This is a genomic window from Marinobacter sp. GH_1, from assembly GCF_048595985.1.
Lineage (GTDB): Bacteria > Pseudomonadota > Gammaproteobacteria > Pseudomonadales > Oleiphilaceae > Marinobacter > Marinobacter shengliensis.
This window is the reverse complement of the sequence record NZ_CP184460.1, coordinates 3,120,152-3,139,742: the sequence shown is the minus strand read 5'-3', so window position 1 is coordinate 3,139,742 and position 19,591 is coordinate 3,120,152. Positions and strand designations below refer to the sequence as shown.

General features: G+C 57.1%; 19 protein-coding genes. 8 read left to right on the top strand and 11 right to left on the bottom strand.

Translation table 11 applies throughout. From position 1 onward, the window contains the following. Positions 1 to 27: 27 nt before the first annotated feature. Together ACNSOI_RS14260 and ACNSOI_RS14255 are read right to left on the bottom strand one after the other, a co-directional pair. Positions 28 to 732 (bottom strand): PspA/IM30 family protein, encoded by a 705-nt coding sequence (locus ACNSOI_RS14260; RefSeq protein ID WP_106694900.1) that lies wholly within the window; start codon positions 730 to 732, stop codon positions 28 to 30. A 4-nt stretch (positions 733 to 736) separates the two neighbouring features. Beyond that, entirely contained in the window at positions 737 to 1,006 is a 270-nt protein-coding gene (locus ACNSOI_RS14255) for a YiaA/YiaB family inner membrane protein (protein ID WP_058092198.1), read from the bottom strand. A 154-nt stretch (positions 1,007 to 1,160) separates the two neighbouring features. Between ACNSOI_RS14255 and ACNSOI_RS14250 the strand changes: the two genes are divergently transcribed. Next, positions 1,161 to 1,928, top strand: a complete 768-nt coding sequence (locus tag ACNSOI_RS14250; RefSeq protein ID WP_106694901.1) for a helix-turn-helix domain-containing protein — start codon at positions 1,161 to 1,163, stop codon at positions 1,926 to 1,928. Here ACNSOI_RS14250 and ACNSOI_RS14245 read toward each other — a convergent pair. Then, positions 1,925 to 6,454 (bottom strand): DUF2272 domain-containing protein, encoded by a 4,530-nt coding sequence (locus ACNSOI_RS14245; protein WP_420194329.1) that lies wholly within the window; start codon positions 6,452 to 6,454, stop codon positions 1,925 to 1,927. The genes ACNSOI_RS14250 and ACNSOI_RS14245 overlap by 4 nt on opposite strands. Before the next feature lie 346 nt (positions 6,455 to 6,800). Further along, a complete protein-coding gene (locus ACNSOI_RS14240) occupies positions 6,801 to 7,739 on the bottom strand; it encodes a sensor domain-containing diguanylate cyclase (protein WP_106694903.1) in 939 nt (312 codons plus the stop codon). 318 nt (positions 7,740 to 8,057) lie between these two features. Between ACNSOI_RS14240 and ACNSOI_RS14235 the strand changes: the two genes are divergently transcribed. The 4 genes from ACNSOI_RS14235 (at position 8,058) to yeiP (ending at position 10,509) form a co-directional block, all read left to right on the top strand. Then, positions 8,058 to 8,435, top strand: coding sequence for a hypothetical protein (locus ACNSOI_RS14235; RefSeq protein ID WP_420194328.1), 378 nt, complete (start codon positions 8,058 to 8,060; stop codon positions 8,433 to 8,435). Between the two features lie 129 nt (positions 8,436 to 8,564). Continuing rightward, positions 8,565 to 9,263 (top strand): crotonase/enoyl-CoA hydratase family protein, encoded by a 699-nt coding sequence (locus tag ACNSOI_RS14230; RefSeq protein WP_152438793.1) that lies wholly within the window; start codon positions 8,565 to 8,567, stop codon positions 9,261 to 9,263. A 107-nt stretch (positions 9,264 to 9,370) separates the two neighbouring features. Next, positions 9,371 to 9,868 (top strand): acyl-CoA thioesterase, encoded by a 498-nt coding sequence (locus ACNSOI_RS14225; RefSeq protein WP_072678156.1) that lies wholly within the window; start codon positions 9,371 to 9,373, stop codon positions 9,866 to 9,868. Positions 9,869 to 9,942: 74 nt separating this feature from the next. Beyond that, on the top strand, positions 9,943 to 10,509 hold the full coding sequence (gene yeiP / locus ACNSOI_RS14220) for an elongation factor P-like protein YeiP (protein WP_058092192.1): 567 nt from the start codon (positions 9,943 to 9,945) through the stop codon (positions 10,507 to 10,509). A 17-nt stretch (positions 10,510 to 10,526) separates the two neighbouring features. Here the strand turns inward: yeiP and ACNSOI_RS14215 are convergent, their stop codons facing one another. The 4 genes from ACNSOI_RS14215 to ACNSOI_RS14200 form a co-directional block, all read right to left on the bottom strand. After that, positions 10,527 to 11,222 carry a pseudouridine synthase gene (locus tag ACNSOI_RS14215; protein WP_286251238.1) on the bottom strand — a complete coding sequence of 232 codons (696 nt, stop codon included), beginning with the start codon at positions 11,220 to 11,222 and terminating at the stop codon, positions 10,527 to 10,529. Then, positions 11,219 to 12,007: a spermidine synthase gene (locus ACNSOI_RS14210; RefSeq protein WP_072676585.1), complete on the bottom strand. Its 789-nt coding sequence runs from the start codon at positions 12,005 to 12,007 to the stop codon at positions 11,219 to 11,221. Before ACNSOI_RS14210 ends, ACNSOI_RS14215 begins: the two co-directional genes overlap by 4 nt. Then, positions 12,007 to 12,720 (bottom strand): lytic transglycosylase domain-containing protein, encoded by a 714-nt coding sequence (locus ACNSOI_RS14205; protein ID WP_286255705.1) that lies wholly within the window; start codon positions 12,718 to 12,720, stop codon positions 12,007 to 12,009. Before ACNSOI_RS14205 ends, ACNSOI_RS14210 begins: the two co-directional genes overlap by 1 nt. 117 nt (positions 12,721 to 12,837) lie before the next feature. Continuing rightward, complete coding sequence (locus ACNSOI_RS14200) at positions 12,838 to 14,205, bottom strand: dicarboxylate/amino acid:cation symporter (protein WP_286251237.1); 1,368 nt, start codon at positions 14,203 to 14,205, stop codon at positions 12,838 to 12,840. A 183-nt stretch (positions 14,206 to 14,388) separates the two neighbouring features. Here ACNSOI_RS14200 and ACNSOI_RS14195 point away from each other — a divergent pair, with 183 nt between their 5' ends. The 3 genes from ACNSOI_RS14195 (at position 14,389) to ACNSOI_RS14185 (ending at position 16,552) form a co-directional block, all read left to right on the top strand. Then, positions 14,389 to 14,628, top strand: a complete 240-nt coding sequence (locus ACNSOI_RS14195) for a TIGR02647 family protein (RefSeq protein ID WP_106694908.1) — start codon at positions 14,389 to 14,391, stop codon at positions 14,626 to 14,628. 96 nt (positions 14,629 to 14,724) lie between these two features. Further along, positions 14,725 to 15,627, top strand: coding sequence for a DMT family transporter (locus tag ACNSOI_RS14190; RefSeq protein WP_420194327.1), 903 nt, complete (start codon positions 14,725 to 14,727; stop codon positions 15,625 to 15,627). A gap of 142 nt (positions 15,628 to 15,769) precedes the next feature. After that, entirely contained in the window at positions 15,770 to 16,552 is a 783-nt protein-coding gene (locus ACNSOI_RS14185) for a substrate-binding periplasmic protein (RefSeq protein ID WP_420194326.1), read from the top strand. Positions 16,553 to 16,581: 29 nt separating this feature from the next. Here ACNSOI_RS14185 and ACNSOI_RS14180 read toward each other — a convergent pair whose 3' ends face one another. The 3 genes from ACNSOI_RS14180 to ACNSOI_RS14170 all read right to left on the bottom strand — a co-directional run bounded on the left by ACNSOI_RS14180 (position 16,582) and on the right by ACNSOI_RS14170 (position 19,467). After that, on the bottom strand, positions 16,582 to 17,034 hold the full coding sequence (locus tag ACNSOI_RS14180; protein WP_106694911.1) for a hypothetical protein: 453 nt from the start codon (positions 17,032 to 17,034) through the stop codon (positions 16,582 to 16,584). Further along, complete coding sequence (locus tag ACNSOI_RS14175; RefSeq protein ID WP_286251230.1) at positions 17,034 to 18,713, bottom strand: L,D-transpeptidase family protein; 1,680 nt, start codon at positions 18,711 to 18,713, stop codon at positions 17,034 to 17,036. The genes ACNSOI_RS14180 and ACNSOI_RS14175 overlap by 1 nt, the downstream gene beginning before the upstream one ends. An 88-nt stretch (positions 18,714 to 18,801) precedes the next feature. Then, on the bottom strand, positions 18,802 to 19,467 hold the full coding sequence (locus ACNSOI_RS14170; RefSeq protein WP_138437098.1) for a hypothetical protein: 666 nt from the start codon (positions 19,465 to 19,467) through the stop codon (positions 18,802 to 18,804). Positions 19,468 to 19,591: the final 124 nt, after the last annotated feature.

The following is a 19,591-nucleotide window of genomic DNA, read 5'->3' as shown; positions in this document are numbered from 1 at the left end:
AGGGTTCTTGTCGGTGGCGAGGTGAGGTCATCCTTTGGCGTTTGCAGAGGACCGCGAACGAATCCTCGCGAGAACCTGTTCGCCACTGCTCTTTCCGTTGCTGATGCCGGCGGCTTTCAGTTTCGAGTCCAGGGTTTCGTCCTCCTGTTCCCGGTCCAGCTCTGTCAACGCCGCCTCGATATCTTCCGCTTCGGCCTGTCTTGCCTGAATGCGGGAAACGGATTGATTGAGGTCTTCCATGTGACTGCTCAGCCCCCGTGCGTGTCCGCGGAGTTGGCGGTTAACCTGCTCTGCGTGGCGGTTGGCTCTGGCCAGCCGGAGTTCACTGTGGAAATGCTTGAGCGCCCGGCCAGAGTCCCGCAGCTGTTTGCGCAACCGGTTTTCCTGCTGCTGCAGTTTGTCGTGCTGCTGTTGCTGGCGCTCAAGAAGTGGTTCATCTTCGGCGATCAGGTTGGCCAGCTCCAGCGCCAGCTCTTCCTCGTTCTTCTCCAGCGCTTCGGTTACCTGATGCTCCCGTTTATCGATGGTGGCCCTCAGGTGTTCGTTGTCCCTGGCCAGCCGGGTTTTTTCCGCCATCAGGCAGGCGAGTTCCCGCTTGGAGCGGGCGATGGCCTGTTCTGCATCGCGCAGCTCCTGTTCGAATATCCGGATACCGTTGGCATCCACCAGTTTTGCTACCGGCTCCTGGGCCGATGCCCGGAACAGGGTGTCCAGTTTGCGCCAGATGCTCATGGTGTTACTCCCCGTATTCTTTCAGCAGTTGATGGGTGCGTGCCTCGGAGATGCGGTTGACGATGCGCTGGTGCTCGTGTTCGTCGCGGATGGTTTTTGAAAGCGTGATGGTGGTGCTGACAAGAAACAGGGCGCTGATGGCCATGTAGCCTTTGAGCACCAGATCCACCGGTGCCAACACCACGCCGGCGGCGGCCGCAAAAAGCGCGATAGCAAAGGAAACCTTCACAAAGAATACCCACCCGGCGGAATTGCTTTTGAGTTCGCTGTCCATGATTAACTCCTGATGACGTTGTTGTTGGAACGGCTCCACTGTGCGTGAACCAGGGAGGGCGGGCGAGGTTTTCTATAAAGGTAGTACTGTCCTATACATCGGGTATCGTATATTGATACGTTTGGCTGAGTGGCTGGTAAGAAAGGGGACGGTTATGGCGCAAACCAGCGCGATTGTCAGTGAATTGAAACGCCAACTCAGGGCACACGGGCTGACCTACCAGGATGTGGCACAGGCGCTGGCGTTGTCAGAGGCCAGTGTGAAACGGTTGTTTTCAGATCGTCAGTTCTCCTTGAAGCGCCTGGACCAGGTATGTGGACTGATGGGGATGGAGATCACCGATCTGGTTCGCAAGCTGGCCCCCGAGCCCCGGGTTGAACAGCTGAGCGAAGAACAGGAACGGGAGCTGGTGTCTGACCTGCGCCTGTTGCTGGTGGCGGTGTGTGCCATGAACCGCTGGCAGTTTGGCGAGATACTCCAGAACTATCAGATAGAGGAGCCGGAGTTAATCCGCTATCTGGCCCGGCTTGATCGCATGGGACTGGTGGAGTTGTTGCCCGGTAACCGAATCAAATTACTGGTCAGCCACGACTTCGCCTGGCAACCCCGGGGGCCAATCCAGCGGTTTTTTGAAACGGAAGTTCAGCAGGATTTCCTGAAATGTCGATTCCACCAGCCGGGTGAGATGCGGCTTTTTGTAAGCGGTATGCTGTCGCCCCAATCGAACGAATCCGTGCAACAGAAACTGAAACGCCTGGCCCTTGAGTTTCGTCATTGCCATGAGGAAGACCTGGCCCTGCCATTAGAACAGCGTTTCGGAGTCAGCTTGCTGATGGCCATGCGGCCGTGGGAAATTGACGCCTTCGCAAGCCTCCGGCGGCCAGAGGCGAGGAAGGCGTATCCCGGTGTTACACGGAATTAGACACTGACTCCTCCCTCCTCATCGGCGGCTGCGTCGAGCAGTTGCTGCGTTGTCGGGTGTACAATCCGGATGAACGCAAATGGCGGGCAGTCTTCGATTACCTCGTTATTGCGATCGACACACGCGTCTACCCGGCCATTCGCACTGAGGCGCCAACGTCGGCGGCCAACGGTGTGAGCTACGCCAGACAGATCACGGGTGTTGCCACCAAGGGTTTCGATGTAATCGGTCCCGTCATCGGAGAAACGCCGGATGACCACATCGGTGTGGGAATGCCCGGTTGGCGTTCCTTTGATAGCGTATTCGCCGCTGGCTTTCTTTTCGATGAACTGGCTCTCCAGCCCGGCCAATGTGAGATTGGCGCAAGGGGTCTCGTTCCAGGGCTTGCAGAGGATGTCGCCGACCTGAGGTGACAGGTCTTCTGCTTTGTAAAGCCAGAACGGCCTGTCCAGATCCCGGTTCTTTCGGTTCACCAGTGCCTCTACAATGTAGGTCATGTGCCGGATGCTGGGACTGAACCCATGGCTGGGCTTTACGCCGGCGTTCTTGACGACGTAGGAAATAAACGCGGCACTCCAGGCGGCTTCATTGTCTCGCGAGTCCTCCGCGAACTGATCCACGGCCCACTGGCCAATAGCTCCGAAGTAATCCTGGAGCTTCGCCAATTCAGTACCTTCTTGCTTTTTGGTCCCGTCGTCGTTGGTCCAGGCAGTTTCCTCCGCTTCCGCGTTGGCAACAATGTCCCGTTTCCAGGCGGTGCCGCGGTTATAGCGCTCAATAATCTTTTGATTCGCCAGAGACCGTTCGAGGGCTTCAACGTCAGCATCTGGCCGGAACGATGCGAGCTGCAAACCGTTGCCCACACTCACCGTGCGAATGCCCCCAGCGTCTTGCTCGGTGACCGACACATCCCGATCTTTACCGAATTGCTCAACAATGGATTTGGCGCGGTCAGAGACGCCATCGGCGGCTTTTTGCCCCATTTGCTCTGCCTGTTTGCGCAAAGCCGCTTCGCCATCCTGTTTTGACATGGAACCCTTTTCAACGGCGCGGTCTATGGCGGCGCGTTTCTTGTCAAAGTTTGCGCCTGCGTCCTTTTCTGCCTGCAGTTCCGCCAGTCGGGTCTGTAATGCAAAGCCGCCGAACTGACCGGCCAGGTTGGCCGCCGAATTCAGCGCACCCAAAGCGTTCTTCTGGGTGCCCTCAAGGCCAGCCATGTCGCGGAAGGCGTTGCTGTTTGCCACGGCTCCAAGAATGTCGCCAAATCCCTGAGGGGCTGGTGCGGCAGGCGCATTCTGCAGGTTAATGATGGAATCCGGCATGTTGGTGGGGGTCATGTCTTGCGGTTGGCTGCGGCGAGAATCAAAGAAGTTGCCCGGGAAGTCGGCCAGGGCCGGGTCTTCATCTTTCAGCACCCAGTCGGTTGAGCCTTCATGCTCTTCACAGGCGTTGCACTCGTCCATGATGGCCTGCGCGTACAGGCCATCGGTGGGCAGGCTGATTCGCATGGGCATCGCCGGCGCGCCTTCGCCCTTGTAGTAGCGGAAGGCATCTTCATAGCTTTCATGGCCGTTGATGCCCAGGAACGCGCCAGCAGCCACCTTGAACACCAGTGTGTTGCCCATGATGGCAATGGGTTCACGTTCAACCACGGAGGCGATCGAGCGACCATCGCTGGGGGATATGGCGAAGCCGTCCAGGAGCATGTACAGCTCGTCCCTGTCCATGGTCCACCAGATCACCTTATGGTAGTAGTGCAGGTTGTCGTTAATGTGTTCCAGTAACTTGCGGTTCGCTTTCTCGGCTTCCAGCCGCATATTCTGCTCTTCCCAGTTAGACGGCCGGAAAGACAGCGTGGCGCTCTCGCTCGGGGCCGGGCGATCGGTTTCGTTGTCATCCCAGGCGGGAGGGGAGATCAGGTCATCCGTACCCCGTGGTGAGCTGACACGCCGCTCGTAATGGCTGGTGTGAAAATGAATGTTCGCACTGGTCACGTTTGCCACGGAACCTTTGGGTAGGTGCTCGGTGGCGGACAGAATCAGCTTGGCGATGTCCTCCCGTTTGTTCCCGGCCAGGGCCTCCGATGGCACGTTGAAATCAACTCGCACCGTGCGGTTGAACCGGTATTCGCCCACCAGGGTGAAATCGGTGCCTTCGAGTTCGCCGTTCTGGCTGTCCAGGCGCAGTCGGTCAACCCATCGCCGTGCCATCGCCGGTGCGATTTCCCGCTGAAAATAGGCATCCCGCTGGGCGGCAGAGAAGCCGCGGATACGGGCCACAATCTGGCCCACCGGTATGGGAAGGATGTTGGCGTAGGCCTGCCACACCCGCGTGGTGATTTTCTCGCCGACGGCACCTTCTTCGCTTAGCTGGTCGTCGATCTGATCCGATACCACCTCGTCTCGCGGGCGTTCAATGCCCAGTTTGATGTAAATGGTTCCCGTCAGGCTTTCCAGAGGTTGGGCCTTGCGGGGGCCGGCTGGAACATCGGAGCCCTGCCAGTGGTTCTGAATGTCTTCGGTGTATTTCAAGGCCCAACGCAGGTCGCGCTTTTGCAGGTAGCGCTCGAACACATCGCGCCAGCGAATCACGCGGGAAAAGGTAAACGGCCGAATCGCGAAGGGCACAAACAGGCATTCGCGCACGCCGGCGAGCACAGTGTCTACGCGGATATGTCGGAGAATCTCATGGTAGATGACGGTCAGGGAGTGGCAGTAGTTGGGGTTGCGGACCACCTCCGAAACGCCTTCAATCGATTCGTCCTGGCTGACTTCGTTCACCACTGTGGATTCGTATTGGCGCAAGGAATCACCGAACTGGCGGATGGCGTCTCTCAGGCTTTGTTCCTCTGCCGCGGACACGCTGCGGCCACCCTGTTGCCAGCTGCTGGAACTGGCCCGGCCGTGGGCGGCACCACCACCAATCACCACCGGGCCGAGCGCAAACCCGATGCCACCTGCCACACCGGTGGTTTTGGAACTGCTGCCGCCCTTGCTCCATTCGTTCAGGTTGGACCGAACGGCGTTGTGGTAATCCCGGTCGCTGAATGTGCTTTGGGAAACCTCTTCCGCAAACTGGCTGGTCTCGCGCCGGATGCTCGCTTCGCGGCGTCGCCAATCCAGTTTTACAATCCGGCGGGTTTGCCGTGGTGCCAGGGTAAGGGTATGCGCCACATCGCCCAGGGAATAGCCGTTGGATCGCCACTGCACCCGCCATTCCATGATGTGGCCACCCGCCACGGAAAGAGCCTGATATTTGGTGGTGTCGCCGTCCCAGTCGATGGGGTTTCGGGCGCTCACAGGTTGCCGCTTGTTCAGCCAGGGGAGTTTGGGCAGTGGCAGGAAATCAATGGCTTTAATGGGCGGCATGAATACGCCGGGGTTTTTGGGCAGAAAACGCTGCAGGCTGGCAGTGTCAATGGCGAACCTGGCCCGGCTAACGCCGGCGGCCTCACTGTCCGGTTGTTCGCTGGCCACCATGGCGGTGGACATCATTCGGAACTCATTGGCATCCCTGGGTGCGATCAATCCCCGGTAATCCGGTTTTGTGTTGGAGGTGGATTCGATCTCAGGCTGCTCCACCCGGAAGACGGTCTGGAAACGGCGTTCGCCCAGAATGCGGGCCGGGTTGCTGAAAGGCCGACAAAATGAGCCGGGGTCGTCGCTGAACAGGTCCGGATCGTTCAGCAGACTGTCTTCGTCCATGTTCAGGGGCGGATGACCATTATTGCAGCACGATCCGTTAACCTGTTCCTCGCCATCGCTCACCGGATCTTGCCAGGGCAGCATGATGCGGAGGTCCCGCAATGGGGTATAAACGGAGCCGTCGGACTGGTAACCGACAATCAACTTTGGTCCGTTCAACACCCAGATCCAGCCATTGGCTTCAGTACCGGCGTTGAAGGGACGCTTTACATGAAAACTGCCATCGAATTTGAGGTCTGCGCCTGTCAGTGACAATGCCCCGAGATGGCCGGCCGTATGGGTATCCAGAGCCACTTCGGCTGAACGTGCGTTGGTGCCGTTGTCAGCGTTTTGTGCCAGCAGACTGGAAATCGCCTGATGTTTTGCCTCGGTATCGATCAGATCGACACTCAGTGAATAGTCATCGAACCTGCGGTCGACCTGGCCAAGCGTGACAAAACGGCCGGATCGTTCCAGCACCGGTTGCTGCTCCGGGTTGTTGCGCTCAAGGGCATGCTTCAGGGACTCTGCAGGAATGACGAGGGTGACGGGCTCCCCTTTCTTGCCGGGCCCGGTATCAATCTCGCCCAGGTCTGCCAGCTCCTGGCCCTGTCGGCTTTCCAGTCGCGCGTGGATGGGCTTGCTCAGGAGGACGGGTTCGAGTTTGCTTTCTGCACTGGCATGGCGATCGAGTCTGATAATGTCGCTGGCAGGATGACTATCATTCTGCTTGTCTTCGGTCTGGATCGAGATCTCGTAGCTGACACGGACCTGTAGAGATTCTGCGTCTGCGCTGTTGATGGCCTTTTCGGGTTCAATCCTTAACCACAGTTGATTGGGCATGATGTGTCCTTTCGGTTGATTGTGCATCCTGGTGGGTGGGCCCCTTGCCGGGCGGGCGATGCAGACAATACAACCGGTGCCGCTGGACGTTTCCCTGCGGCAAGACAACCTTGTCGTTCAGTTCCTCAGCATACGGCCAGATATCGAAGCAAGGTGACCGTGGATGCATGGCTTTCCGTACAAAAAAACAACCAGATTACAGCTGCTGGTTGACGACTTCAGTGGCAAGTGTTGTGTTGGACTTGGAATTTGTAAACGTTGAACCGGGATTTTTTTGTAACGATTCCCTGTCGGAAAATACGTTGTGTCGTCATGGCTTACATGACTTTTCGGTGGAGTGGTGGCTTCAGGCTGCCACGATGCGGTTCCTGCCTTGGTGTTTCGCCTCGTACAGGCGCTGATCCACAAGCTCCAGAAAGTCATTGAGTGAATCATTTCGGGCCGGTGTGATTGTGCCGACGCCGATGCTTAGCGTGACCAGCTGGCTTGCGCTATTGTTCCCATGGGCAATCTGTTCTCGCAGGAGATGTTGGTGGCACCGCTCGGCAACTTTCAGTGCTGCCGCAGGATTGGTTTCCGGCAGAACGATGACAAACTCCTCGCCACCAAAACGGGCAACAAAGTCCTTAGAACGCGTTGCAGCACCCATGAGCACTTTGGCTATACGTTTAAGGCACTCATCCCCTTGCAAGTGACCATGAAGATCGTTGTATTGCTTGAAGTTATCGATATCCAAAAGCAGCACCGAGAGAGGTTGATGATTTCTCAGGGCACTATGCCAGGCCTCGTCCATGAATGAATCAAACATTCGGCGATTCGCTACGCCGGTGAGGCCGTCCTGGAATGAATATTCCTCGAGCTTTTTTTGCAAGGCCACGACTTTTTCTTCGGTTTTCTTGCGCTCGCTGATGTCGAACATGAAACCGATCAACGCTTCGACCTCTCCATTCTCATCGCGGGAAACATGCACCACATCCCGAATCCAGACGTAGTGACCATCTTTGTGCAGTGCCCGATAGTCAGCTTCGTGATCAATGCCTGACTTGGATTGAGCGACACAGAAATCCACGACCCAGCCCTGGTCGTCCGGGTGCATGCGGGTGGCCCAATCTTCTACGCTCTGCCAGCTTTGCGGTGTCCAGCCCAGCAGAGCCTCGATCTGGGGACCGATATAGGCAAACTTCATGGTTTTCCAGTCGATCTTCCAGGGAATGGCCCTGGTAGACTCCAGCAGGGTTTTGTAGACCGAGCTGTCGGCGGCCAGTTCTTCAGGTTTGTTTTTCACGACCGTACCTCCAGGCTTGGCTACTCGGGGTGGAGTCTTCGGTGGATGGATTTGAGAGTATGGGATATGTCGCAGTATAGGGCATTGGCGTCTGGAGGGAAGCTACTCTTTGGTGGATAAATTATGACCCGGTCATTTTGCGGCCATATTGCTTGAACCCCCGGTTCTATTGGGCTCAGGCCGGCTATCCTTTGACTACGCACAAAGTTATCCACAGATTCTGTGCGTAACCTTGGGTGATGCATGACGAAGCCGCTTGGGGTAGGCTGCCTGCATGTCTATCACCCGGCGTTGTCGCCGCATAAACGGAAAGCGTTAATGAAGTTCCCCATTGTTACGGTTGCCATGGTATCTGTTGCCCTCGTCTACGTGTTCTGGGGCCAGACTCAGGAATCCTCTGATCCGACCGATCCCGCCCGCTTTACCAATCTTCAGGCTAACCCTGCCAAAAGCAGTGACGTGGTGGACTGGGCAATTACCCAGATTTCGGAGGTTTGCGCGCAGGCGATAGGGCAGCCTGCCGGCAGTGACGCAGTTAACGATTGCGAGAAGCGTGCGCAATCCCGAACGTCCACCTGCCGCCGGGCTGTGTACGACAACTTCCCGGACCGGGTGACCTCCGAGGCGATGTTCCGGGATGTCTCTATCTCGATGATGAATTGCCTGGTGCCCCAGGGCGGTATTGTTCGGCCATGACCGTTGGTGCGCGGCGGTGGCATGGCGATGATCAGGGCTTTACCTGATGCCCCAGATCGCCCACAATCTTGGGATTCTGATGTTAACAAACACTCACTTTAATAAAACGCAGTAGATGAGGATGCACAGGTGACTGAACTCGTAAGCTACGAACTGAACGACGGCATTGCCACCATCAGCCTGAACAACGGCAAAGCCAATGCCTTGAGCCACGACGTGTTTGCCGGGCTGAATGCCGCTCTGGACCAGGCCGAGCAAGACAAGGCCATTGTGATTCTGACTGGCCAGCCGGGTATGTTCTCTGGCGGCTACGACCTTAAAGAAATGCAGAAAGGCCCGAAAGAAGCAATGGCGCTGGTGAAGGTGGGCTCAACCCTGACCCGTCGCCTGGCGGCGTTCCCGCTCCCGGTGATTGGTGCTTGCAGTGGCCATGCCATCGCCAAGGGTGCGTTTATCCTGTTGTCTGTGGATTACCGCATTGGCGTAGAGGGCGGTTTCAAGCTGGGCCTGAACGAAGTGGCTATCGGTATGACCATGCACCACGCTGGTATCGAGATCGCCCGCCACCGTATGCCGGCGCCGTATTTCTACCGTTCGGTGGTGAATGCCGAGATTTTTAACCCGGAAGGTGCCGTTGCGGCTGGTTTCCTGGATGAGGCGGTGGCTCCTGAGCAGCTGATGGAGCGAGCGGTAGCGGTTGCAACTCAGATGAAGCAGCTCAACCTGAATGCGCATAAGCAAACCAAGCTGAAGGTGAAAGGCGATTACCTGGCGCTGCTGGACCGCTGCATCGAACAGGACGCTGCTCACTTTGATCTGATGGGTTAACCCGAGCCCACCTCTTTCTGGAACTGGCTGGCAGGTTTGATTCTGAACAGCCAGGCCAGAAGAGGTTTCGCAGAGTTTGTGGGTAAACACGAGAGGGGGCGAGTGAAATGTCTGAAAAGCCGGGTAAGCCGGTGGCGGCATCCGCCATCGACAAGCATGTGTACAAGGTTTTCCCCAACGATATGAACTCACACAACACAGTGTTTGGCGGCATGATCATGGCCAAGTGTGATCGCCTGGCTCTGGTGGTGGCAGAGCGCCATTCGGCCCATGTTTGCGTGACTGCTGCGGTGGATTCCATCCACTTCCGGGCCCCTGCCAAGGGGAATGACACACTGCTATTCAATCTGTCTCTGAACCGCAGCTGGGGCTCGTCGATGGAGATTGGTGCCCGTGTAGAGGCCGAGAACAGCTATACCGGTGAGACCCGCCACATCCTTTCCGCATTTTTCACCTTTGTGGCCCTGGACAAGAACGATCGGCCTGTTGAGGTGCCACCGGTGATTCCGGAAACGAAAGACCAGATTCGTCGTTACGAGAAAGCCGAAATTCGCCGGGAAGGGCGGCTGAGAACGCGAGACGCGCTTTCAAAAGCAAATGGCTGAGAGACTATCGCTTATTGATTCCAGTCATGGTATATCAGCGCCACAGAAAACCCTTTTTATCGGAATCGGATGTTATGCCTAAAGCGAGTGAGATCAAGAAGAACCAGGCCGTTGAATACGACGGACGCGTCTATTTTGTGAAGGATATCGAGCGCTCGGTACCTCAGGGCCGTGCTGGCGGCAGCTTGTACCGCATGCGCATGTACGATGTAGTGACTAACCAGAAGCTGGATGAGACCTTTAAAGACTCTGACATGCTGAATCTGGCGGATTTGGTGCGTCGTCCGGTCATGTTCTCCTACGCCGATGGCGACGAGTACGTGTTCATGGATAACGAAGACTTCACCCAGTACATGCTGAACAAAAGCGCCATTGAAGACGAGCTGTTGTTCATCACCGAGGATACCCAGGGCGTGATGGCGATTCTGGTCAGTGAAACGCCGGTGGCCATTGATCTGCCGCCGACCGTTGAGCTCACCATTGAAGAAACCGACCCGTCTATCAAGGGCGGTTCGGCAACGGCTCGCACCAAGCCAGCCCGCCTGACCACCGGCCTGGTGGTTCAGGTGCCTGAGCACATCTCTACCGGTGATCGCATCAAGGTGAACGTGGAAGAGCGTAAGTTCCTCAGCCGCGCCTGATGTTTTGATCAGCTCCGTCAGCCGACGGAGCTGATTTCGTCGCCGCTGAGGTGACGATACCCACCAACAGGAAGTTCCGGGTCCAGTACCAGGCTGCCCATGCTTTCCCTGTGCAGTGATGTGATCCGATTGCCGACCGCGTGGAACATGCGCTTTACCTGGTGATACCGCCCCTCAAAGATGGTTACCCGAGCCTCGCGGTCATTCAGTTGCTCCAACCGGGCAGGGGACGTTGTCAGCTGTTCGTATTCAAACCAGATGCCCTCGGCAAAGCGCGTGGCCGTTTCAGGGCTGATGGGTGACGCGGTTGTGACCCGGTAGGTTTTCGGTAGTTTGATGGCAGGCTCGGTGAGCCGGCGGGACCATAGCCCGTCACTGCTCAGAATAAGAAGCCCGGTGCTGGCCCGGTCCAGGCGGCCGCCGATGTGCAAGTGCTCCCGTATTTCCGGCGCAATCAGTTCCATGACGGTCGGGTGTTGGTCATCCTGAGTGGCGCTCAGGTAGCCGGCGGGTTTGTGGAGCATCAGGTAATAAGCGGGTTCGGCTTGCTGGATGATGTTCTGGTCAATTCTGACTTCCTGAAACCGGGAAACCTCCTCTGCGCCGTCCTGACACCTCTGGCCGTCCACGCTCACCCGGCCAGAAGCCAGAAGCTGTCTTGCATGGCGACGACTGACACCGTTCTGGTTGCTGATAATACGGGAGAGCTTCATGGCTCGCTTGGGGTAACGGCCGGCACCAGCCGGCTCAGCTTCTTGATCAGTTTCCGCCAGCCAATGGGCAGGCGCTCTTCCAGGGCGTTCAGCCGGGATTTGTCGATGGACCAGGGGTCAAAGTCCTGTTTGCGCCCGTAGATCACCCAATTGTTGGTCCGGCTCTTGAACACCAGAAGTAACGGGAACTGGCGCTTGAGTTCCCGCAGCAGATTGCCATCTGGTTCCGGCATTCGGTGGTAGTTAAGAACCAGCCAGCCGGTAGAGGATAATGCCCGGCTGCAGGCTTTGATAAACTGCCGCTGGCTTTGCGCCGGGCTCATACGGTCAGCACTGTACAGGTCCGTCAGGATCATATCGGTGCTGGCTTCGGGTAGCTGGTCGACGGCCAGGCGGGCGTCGGCAATATGCACCCTTAGCCGTTCTGATTCGGGTAGTGCAAACCAGTCCTTTGCGATTTCCGCAACCTTTCGCCGAAGTTCATACACATCAATGATGCTGTCCGGAAGCAGCGTGAACAGACCATGGGCCAGTACGCCACCACCCAGGCCCAGCACCGTTACCCTGCCGGGTGAGGCGAAAGCGATTGGCAGCAGCATGGCGCGGTTGTATTCATGCACTGGCACGTTGGGGGATGCGCGCAAGATCTTGCTTTGCTCAAACACCGAATCAAAGCTCAGAATCCGGTGCTTGCGGTCATCGATCACCAGGATGTTGCCATGGGGGTCGCTTGCCACATGCACGATATCGCCCTTGATTTCAGGGCGCTTGATAATCGTGCCCATCAGTTGCTGGCGTAGCGTTGGTGCAGAATGCCGACCCGTTCGACGTAGGCCTTGGTTTCCGCGTAGGGTGGGATGCCATTGAAGCGCCCGACGGCGCCAGGGCCGGCGTTGTAAGCGGCGGTTGCCAGCCGGACATCGCCATTGAAGCGTTTGAGCATGCGGGCAAGGTAATCGACCCCACCACGTATATTGTCTTCAATGGCAAATGGGTCTCTCACGCCCAGTTCATCTGCGGTGCCGGGCATCAACTGCATCAGGCCCTGGGCACCGACCGGCGACACGGCCTTCGGGTTGAACGCAGATTCGGCATGAATGACCGCCCGAACCAGAGCCGGGTCGACATCGAACTCCTGAGCGGCTGTCAGGATTTCATCCCGGAACGGACTCACGAACAGAGGGGTTTTGTGCCAGTCCACTTTGGAACCCGGGTCGCAGGCGTAGCAGTGAAACCGGATAACCTCGACGTCTTCTGTGCTGGGCCGTTGGCTGCTGTACGCGACCACACCGTGCTCATCGGTGTAGCGGTACACGGTTTCGTTACGGGTTGAAGCCCGGGGCTGGCTCGGGCTTTTCACGTTGGTGAATTCTACCCGGCCATCGGGATGGACAATGCGCTGGATGCTGTCGGCATGGGCGATGCCGGTCGCCAGAACGAATCCGGTGAGAAGGGCGATCGTTATTCTGGCCAGTAGGGAGATACCGCTTAAATTCATCAAAGACCCGGTACGTTTATTCTGCATGACAATCTGCCGATATTATCGCGGTAGATGCCCCTGTAAGTGTAGGAGTTTCGTGCCTTGATGATACCGATTGTTCATGGGGTCACAAACTTACTGTGGGCCTCTGGCCTCATCGGGCACCGGTTCGGGTTGGTCTGGTAATCGTTTGCCCGACCAGTTTTCCATCAGCCGGCAAGCGACCAGATCACCGGTCACGTTGATGGCGGTGCGGCACATATCCAGTATCCGGTCCACGCCCATAATCAAGGCAATACCTGCGGGCGGCACGCCCACTGATTGAAGCACCATGGCGAGTATGACAATACCGACCCCCGGTGTAGCGGGCGAACCGATGGATGCACCTACGGCCATGGCTACCACCAGCGCCATGCTGCCAACGCTCAGATCAATGCCATAAACCTGGGCCAGAAACACTGTGGCCACGGCCTGGTAGAGCGCCGTACCGTTCATGTTGATGGTGGCACCCAGGGGAATGACAAACTGGGAAACGGAAGGCCGCACACCCAGTTTGTCTTCCGCGGTGCGAATAGACAGTGGCATGACGGCGGCGGAGCTGGAGGTTGAAAAGGCCAGCAGCAACACATCGCGGGTGTCTTTCAGGAATTGAAGTGGCCGCACCCCTGCGAGGAGCTTGAGAAGGGCGAGGTAGAAAACCATCAAAATGGCCAGGCCAAGCAGTACCGTGGCAACGTAGGACGCCATGCCCAGCATCGCACGGAACCCGAGCGTGGTGGTCAGTTGTGCCATCAATCCGAAGACTGCATAGGGCGCCAGGCGCATCGCCCAGCGAACCACCGTCATGCAGATTTGTTGCAGGGAGTCGAGCAGGTCCAGCATCGGCTTGGCCTTGTCCCCCGACATACTGACCAGTGCAACGCCGATGATGATAGAGAAAATAACCACCTGCAGCATCTGCCCTTCCACCATGGCATCGAGCGGGTTGCCGGGCAGCAGGCCAATGAGAGTCTGGGGGATTGCATCCAGACCGGGGATGTCGGCGGCAACCGGCACAGCATCGACAGGCGGTGCCGTCAGGCCGGTCATCAGATCGCCCGGGTTAACAAGGCCGCCCACCCAGAGGCCAATGGTCGCTGCAATCGCTGTCGTGATGACAAAGAACAGGGTAACCCGGACGCCCATCTTGCGCAGTTGTTCCAGGTTGTCGCTGGCGGCCAGGCCTCTTACCACCGAGGCTATCACTAGCGGTATCACAATCATCTGGATGGTGGCGAGGAACAGTTGCCCGGGAAAGGCCAGCCAGTTGCCGATCAGCGTGCCGGTTTCCGGCTCGACCAGTCCAACAGAGGGGCCGAGCAGGGTGCCCACCACAAGGCCCAGTCCCATGCCAATCAGCACCTTGAGCCAGAGCCTGCCTTTAACCAGTGTGGCCAGGTAGACGCTCAGGTGACGCAGGGGGCGGGGGTAGTAGTCGGCCTGCTGGCCGTTCGTGTTATCCATGGTCAACATGTCCGTGTTGCGATCAGCCAGTGCCAGCTTTGTGCAATTAAAATAATGAAGTGGTGAACGTAACAATAGGATATTCAGGGAAAATATGCACCTGGATCAATTTCTTCTTAATTCCGCCATGGCGCTCCGGTATTTAAGCTAAACTGCAGATAATTCGAACGATAAGGAGCTTTTATGCCGTTCTCTCCGAACCATCTTGCTGAGCTGAACCTGTTGCTGCAATTTCCCTCGATTTCTACTCAGGAGGGTATCAAGGTGCATGCCCATACGGCGGCGCCTGAAACGGTTCGAGCGGCAGAGTCACTGTTTGCAAAAGGTCTGATCAGCCAGAAAGACGGGGGTTATCTGACCCCTCTGGGCTGCGAGGCCGTTGAGTTTACCCAGAAATTGCAGTCGATGTTGACGAGCGCCTGACTGTAATGGTTGGTTAGCGGAGTTCTGTGTCTGTCTGGCCGGGTTCTGGCAGGGTATAGTCTCCTGCCAGGTTTCCTATCAGCCGAGCTTTGAGCCATGCCCCCGGTTTTCTTTTCCTTTTTTGTTCCTGCCCTGTTTGTCTGGCTCTGGAGCACCGGTTTCATTGGTGCCAAGTACGGCCTGCCGTATGCAGAGCCTTTTACGCTGTTGTTTATCCGCATGTTGTTCACGCTATTACCTTTGGCAGTCTTGGCCATCGTCATGCGTGCCCGATGGCCGGGCTGGCGAAGCGCTGGTCATGTGGCAGTCACCGGTATTCTGGTTCACGGCTGCTACCTGGGAGGGGTGTTCTACGCCATTGATCAGGGTATGTCATCAGGGTTGGTGTCGCTCATTGTGGGCTTGCAGCCGTTGGTAACAGCGCTGGCTGCTGTGGTGTTTCTGCGTGAGGCGGTTTCGCGAAAGCAGTGGGCGGGATTGGTCTTGGGGCTTGTGGGTGTTTCGCTGGTAATCGTAGAAAAGTTTGGAGGAACCAGCACCGGCGATACAGGGTTACCCGGGCTGACGCTGGTCTGGGCAGGGCTGGCGCTGATCGGAATCTCCCTTGGCACCGTTTACCAGAAACGGTTTGGCACGTCGGTTGATCTGGTATCCGGCACCATGATTCAGTACACCGCAGCGGCCGTCTTGTTTGGTGTTGGTGCGATGGTACTGGAGTCCCGAAGTGTGGAATGGTCGCTGCAGTTCAAGCTGGCCCTTGGCTGGCTGGTGTTTGGCCTGTCGGTCAGTGCCATTTTGCTTTTGATGTGGTTGATTCGACGCGGCGCAGCCTCTCAGGTGGCGAGTTTGTTCTACCTGGTGCCACCGGTAACGGCACTGGAGGCGTTTATCCTGTTTGATGAGCGCTTGGGGCCAATGGCCATGGCCGGCGGGGTTGTTGCGGTGGCTGGCGTGGCCCTGGTTGTTGCTCCAGGGCCACGAAAAGCCAGGTCGGGCTAGTTACGTATTGACACGGAACTTTCAATGCCGGATACGGACTACGGAGTTATGCTGTCATAAACTGCCATATCGATTGGCACAAACTTCCAACTCTGCCTATTTTTGCGTCATACCAACGATTGCCAGCCAAAAGGAAAAAAACATGCACGTTGTCATCGCATCAGCCAGAAACGCCCTGCGAAACGTTACGGGGGCATTGTTCGTCGGATTAACGCTAGCGGCCTCAAGTGCCACGGTTCAGGCTTCTGAGCGGCTGTATATCTTTACCGAACATTATCCTCCTTATAACGCCTCTGTTTCAGGTGAGGGCTTTGCCCACAACGAGGACCAGATCACCGGTATCTGCACCGATATGGTGAAAGCCTTGCTGGCAAGGGTAGATTACGATGTGCAGATGAAAATGCGTGCGTGGAGCTACGCCTACGACTGGGTGCAGGGTCGTGAAAACCATGGTCTGTTCTGTACGGCGCGCACCGATGAACGAGAGCAGCTGTTCCAGTGGGTGGGCCCGTTGGCATCCATCGAATGGACCCTGTTTGCGGCTCCAGACTCCGATATAACACTATCCACTCTGGATGATGCCAAAGACCTGAGAATTGCCGGCTACCGGGGCGATGTCATGTCGCAGTACCTGGTGGATCAGGGATTTAACGTGATCATGAATACATCGGGCGATGTGAATCCCCGCCGTCTGGCGCTGGGCCAGGCCGACCTGTGGGTAACGGATGGCCTTGTGGGGCCGTTGGTTGCTGAAGACGAACATGGCATTACCGGCCTTAAGCCTGTGTTGGTTTTTCGGGAAACCCCGATGTATCTGGCCATCAGTCTGGAAACCAGTCCGGGCATTGTGGCGGATCTTCAGAAAGCGCTGGACAGCGCCCGCAGCGAGGGTGAGCTGGACGCCATTGTTGCCCGGTACGAATGATCCCTGGTTGGGGCAGGCCGGTGGGCAGTTCAGTCTGTGCTCCGGGTGGGGTGAACTGAGCGAGATAGCGTGGGCTCGCAGCCAATCACCCTGCGGGCCTGCTTGTGGGCATGCAGGTACCACCTCTGGCCGCCACGGGTGAAGGTGTCCGCACGCACCTGAAAGTCGGCAGTTTCAACGGTGGCGGGTATCGGCGTGCCATCGGCGTGTCGATAAACGCAACTTGTGCCTATGGTGAGAGGCTGTTGAAGGGGGAGCTCGATAAAGTCGTCGTCCCTGACTACCGGTGCCTGACCGTTGATTTCAATAACTTTCAGGCAAGGGCCGAAGTGAATGCGGTTGACGTCGTCTACGGATTCCTCAAGGCAGTGGTGAGCTTTGAGAAACGCTACGTCGCTGTCCAGACCCTCCTGGCGATCTGGCAGATTCTGGCAGGCTGTCAGGATCAGCATAAGGGCAGTCAGTAAAGCTACTCTCGTCATCAAGGCCTCCGTGGTGTTGGCATCAGCGCGCCTTGGGGATCTGAACGGAGCGCGTCGATCAGCCGCTGATCTCGTCCATAGATGTCGTTCCGGAACTGTATCACTCCTGATTGATCAACCCACACCGTCCAGTATTGCAGATGAACCGGTATCGGCGTTCTCAGCATCGCATTGACTGGGTCTCTGAGTTCAATGGCCCGGTCTATATTCGCCCGCGACCAGTTGCTGTTACCTTCCAGCAGATGCTCCGCCAATTCAAAGGGCCGCTCAACCCTGATACAGCCGGAACTGAACGTTCGTTCAGCTCGGCCAAACAGGGCCTGCCCCGGGGTGTCATGCAGGTAAATATCATACTGATTCGGGAACATGAACTTTATCTGTCCCAAGGCATTCATCGGCCCGGGTTCCTGAACCAACTGATACGGGAAGTTATTGGCCGACAGAGTGTGCCAGTCGATAGTAGCCGGGTCCACTTCCACGCGATCAGCGCCCCATCCCCGATAGACCTTAAAATTCATGCGCTCAAGGTAGCCGGGATCGCTGCGGATAATTGGTAGCTGGTCCTGGATCATCAGCTTCCGTGGGACGGTCCAGGTAGGGTTGAATACCAGGTAGCGGATGCGGTCACTGAATACCGGGGTTTGGCGGTACGGGCGCCCAACAATTACCCGCTGGCGGAGGATTTCTTCACCAGCGCGTACCATGGTCATCTCGAAGCCGGCGATGTTGACCAGTACGTAGGTATCACCAAGATCGTCCGGCAACCAACGCCAACGCTCCAGGCTGGCATCCAGTTGGCGGATGCGCTCGACAGGTAATCTATTCAGGGCAGCAAAAGTCTGGCGCCCGATGATTCCATCCGGTTCAAGGCCATGCCGGGCCTGGAACGCGGGAAGGGCGATCAACAGCTCGTCGTCGTAGCTATCACTTTCGACCGACGCATCGTAGGCATCCGGGCGATCATGGTCGGCACTCGGGATATCGCCAAGAAGGGCAAGCCGACGACGTATCTCGGGGATGCGCGGGTCGTTGTCTCCCGGTCGGAGTGTGGGAGTGGCGGCGAGTTCGTGCCAGGGCTGCCCCAGCAATGCGGTCAGGGTGCGGCGCGCCGTGACCAGTTTCTGGTAGGCTGGCGCTGAAGGTTTTAGCTGTTGCAGGGTCTGGTAAACGGAATTGGTGTCCAGTGCTTGTGCAAGCACGGTGTGGGTTTCCAGATCCTGGCGATTGGCGGTCCATTCAGCGTGAATGGTCCTCGGGTTGACTTTCCCCGCCTGCAAATGGGAGGAAAGCAACAGGAATGCGTCTGACAGTACCAGGTCCAGATCGGCCCGCACTTCTTCCTCGACCTGATCCGTCGGTTGCAGGGCCAGGGCGGCAATCGTTTCGTGGTGATAATCCAGCGGGTTTAAACCCTGATCAGCCACCTCACTGATGGCCTGGGCCAGTTGACGTCGGGCATTGTAGGAATCCCAGGCCAGGTCAAATTCCCTGAGCTCGTAGAAACGGGTCAGGGCCTCCTTTGCAAGTATCGGTGCGTCGAGAACCGTGACAGGATGCCCGGCCTGAAGGGCTTCTATGCGATTGATGATGCTATCGTCACTGAAGACGGGGGGGCATGCCAGTAGAAGAATCAGAGCCAGGCCGCGTGATCTGAGATACTTCCATCGTGCGTCTCTCATAGTGGCGCTCCTGGCTCCTTTATAGACGATTCAATCGGTTCGCGTGTCCTCCAGTATAGCCTTTTGGTCTTTACGTGGCTTTCCTGACTTAGCCGGCCCGGCCAAACATGCGTTCCAGAAAGCCAAGCTCCCGAACATCTGCCACCGGTACTGTGTCCAGTTCCTGCATGGCTTTGCGCCAGAAAGCCTCTGGGCTATCAAGATGCGAGACCAGCTTTCGTTCCTCCGGACTATAGTGGTTGTGATCGCCAGAGATACCAGCGTCCATCAGCTGCTCGGCCCACAGATAGAGCGCTGCCCGAAGGGTTCGGAGTAGCCGGCAGTAAACCTCCCGGCTGAGGTTGATGGCCAGTTCGGCACTGAGATTAATCTGCTTTTGCAGGTCTGACATGGCCTCTTTATCCAGCAACACCCGATTGCCATTGCCTTTTTTGCAGCTTAAACAGGTATGTTCGAGCTCTTTTACCCCTTCCATCAGGTTCAGGTGCCCGAACTCCTTGGTTTGGGTGTCATTGACCGGCGCAGGAATCCAGCCATACTGCGGGGATTTGGCAACGATGTGTCCGGGCAGGTCGAGCCGATAAGGTGGTGCTTTGTCTATATCGGGGTATCCGTCAAACTCAGCCCTTAGCCAGGCTGCCATCTGGCGATGTCGGAGCATGGTGGCCAGGGTAATGGCTGATGGCACGATATCGGCGAGCAGATCGCTGGCATCCTGGGTGCGTTCCATCAGGTGGTCGACAGATGTAGACATGATTATCTCCCTGAGCGTGAGGGTTAAACCCTCGCCGTTATTTTTGTTTTTGGTTCTCCTCATCCGTGCAGAGGAGTAACCTGTGGGTAAAAAGTAGACAGTGGTTAAAGTTTGCGCTGTTGTA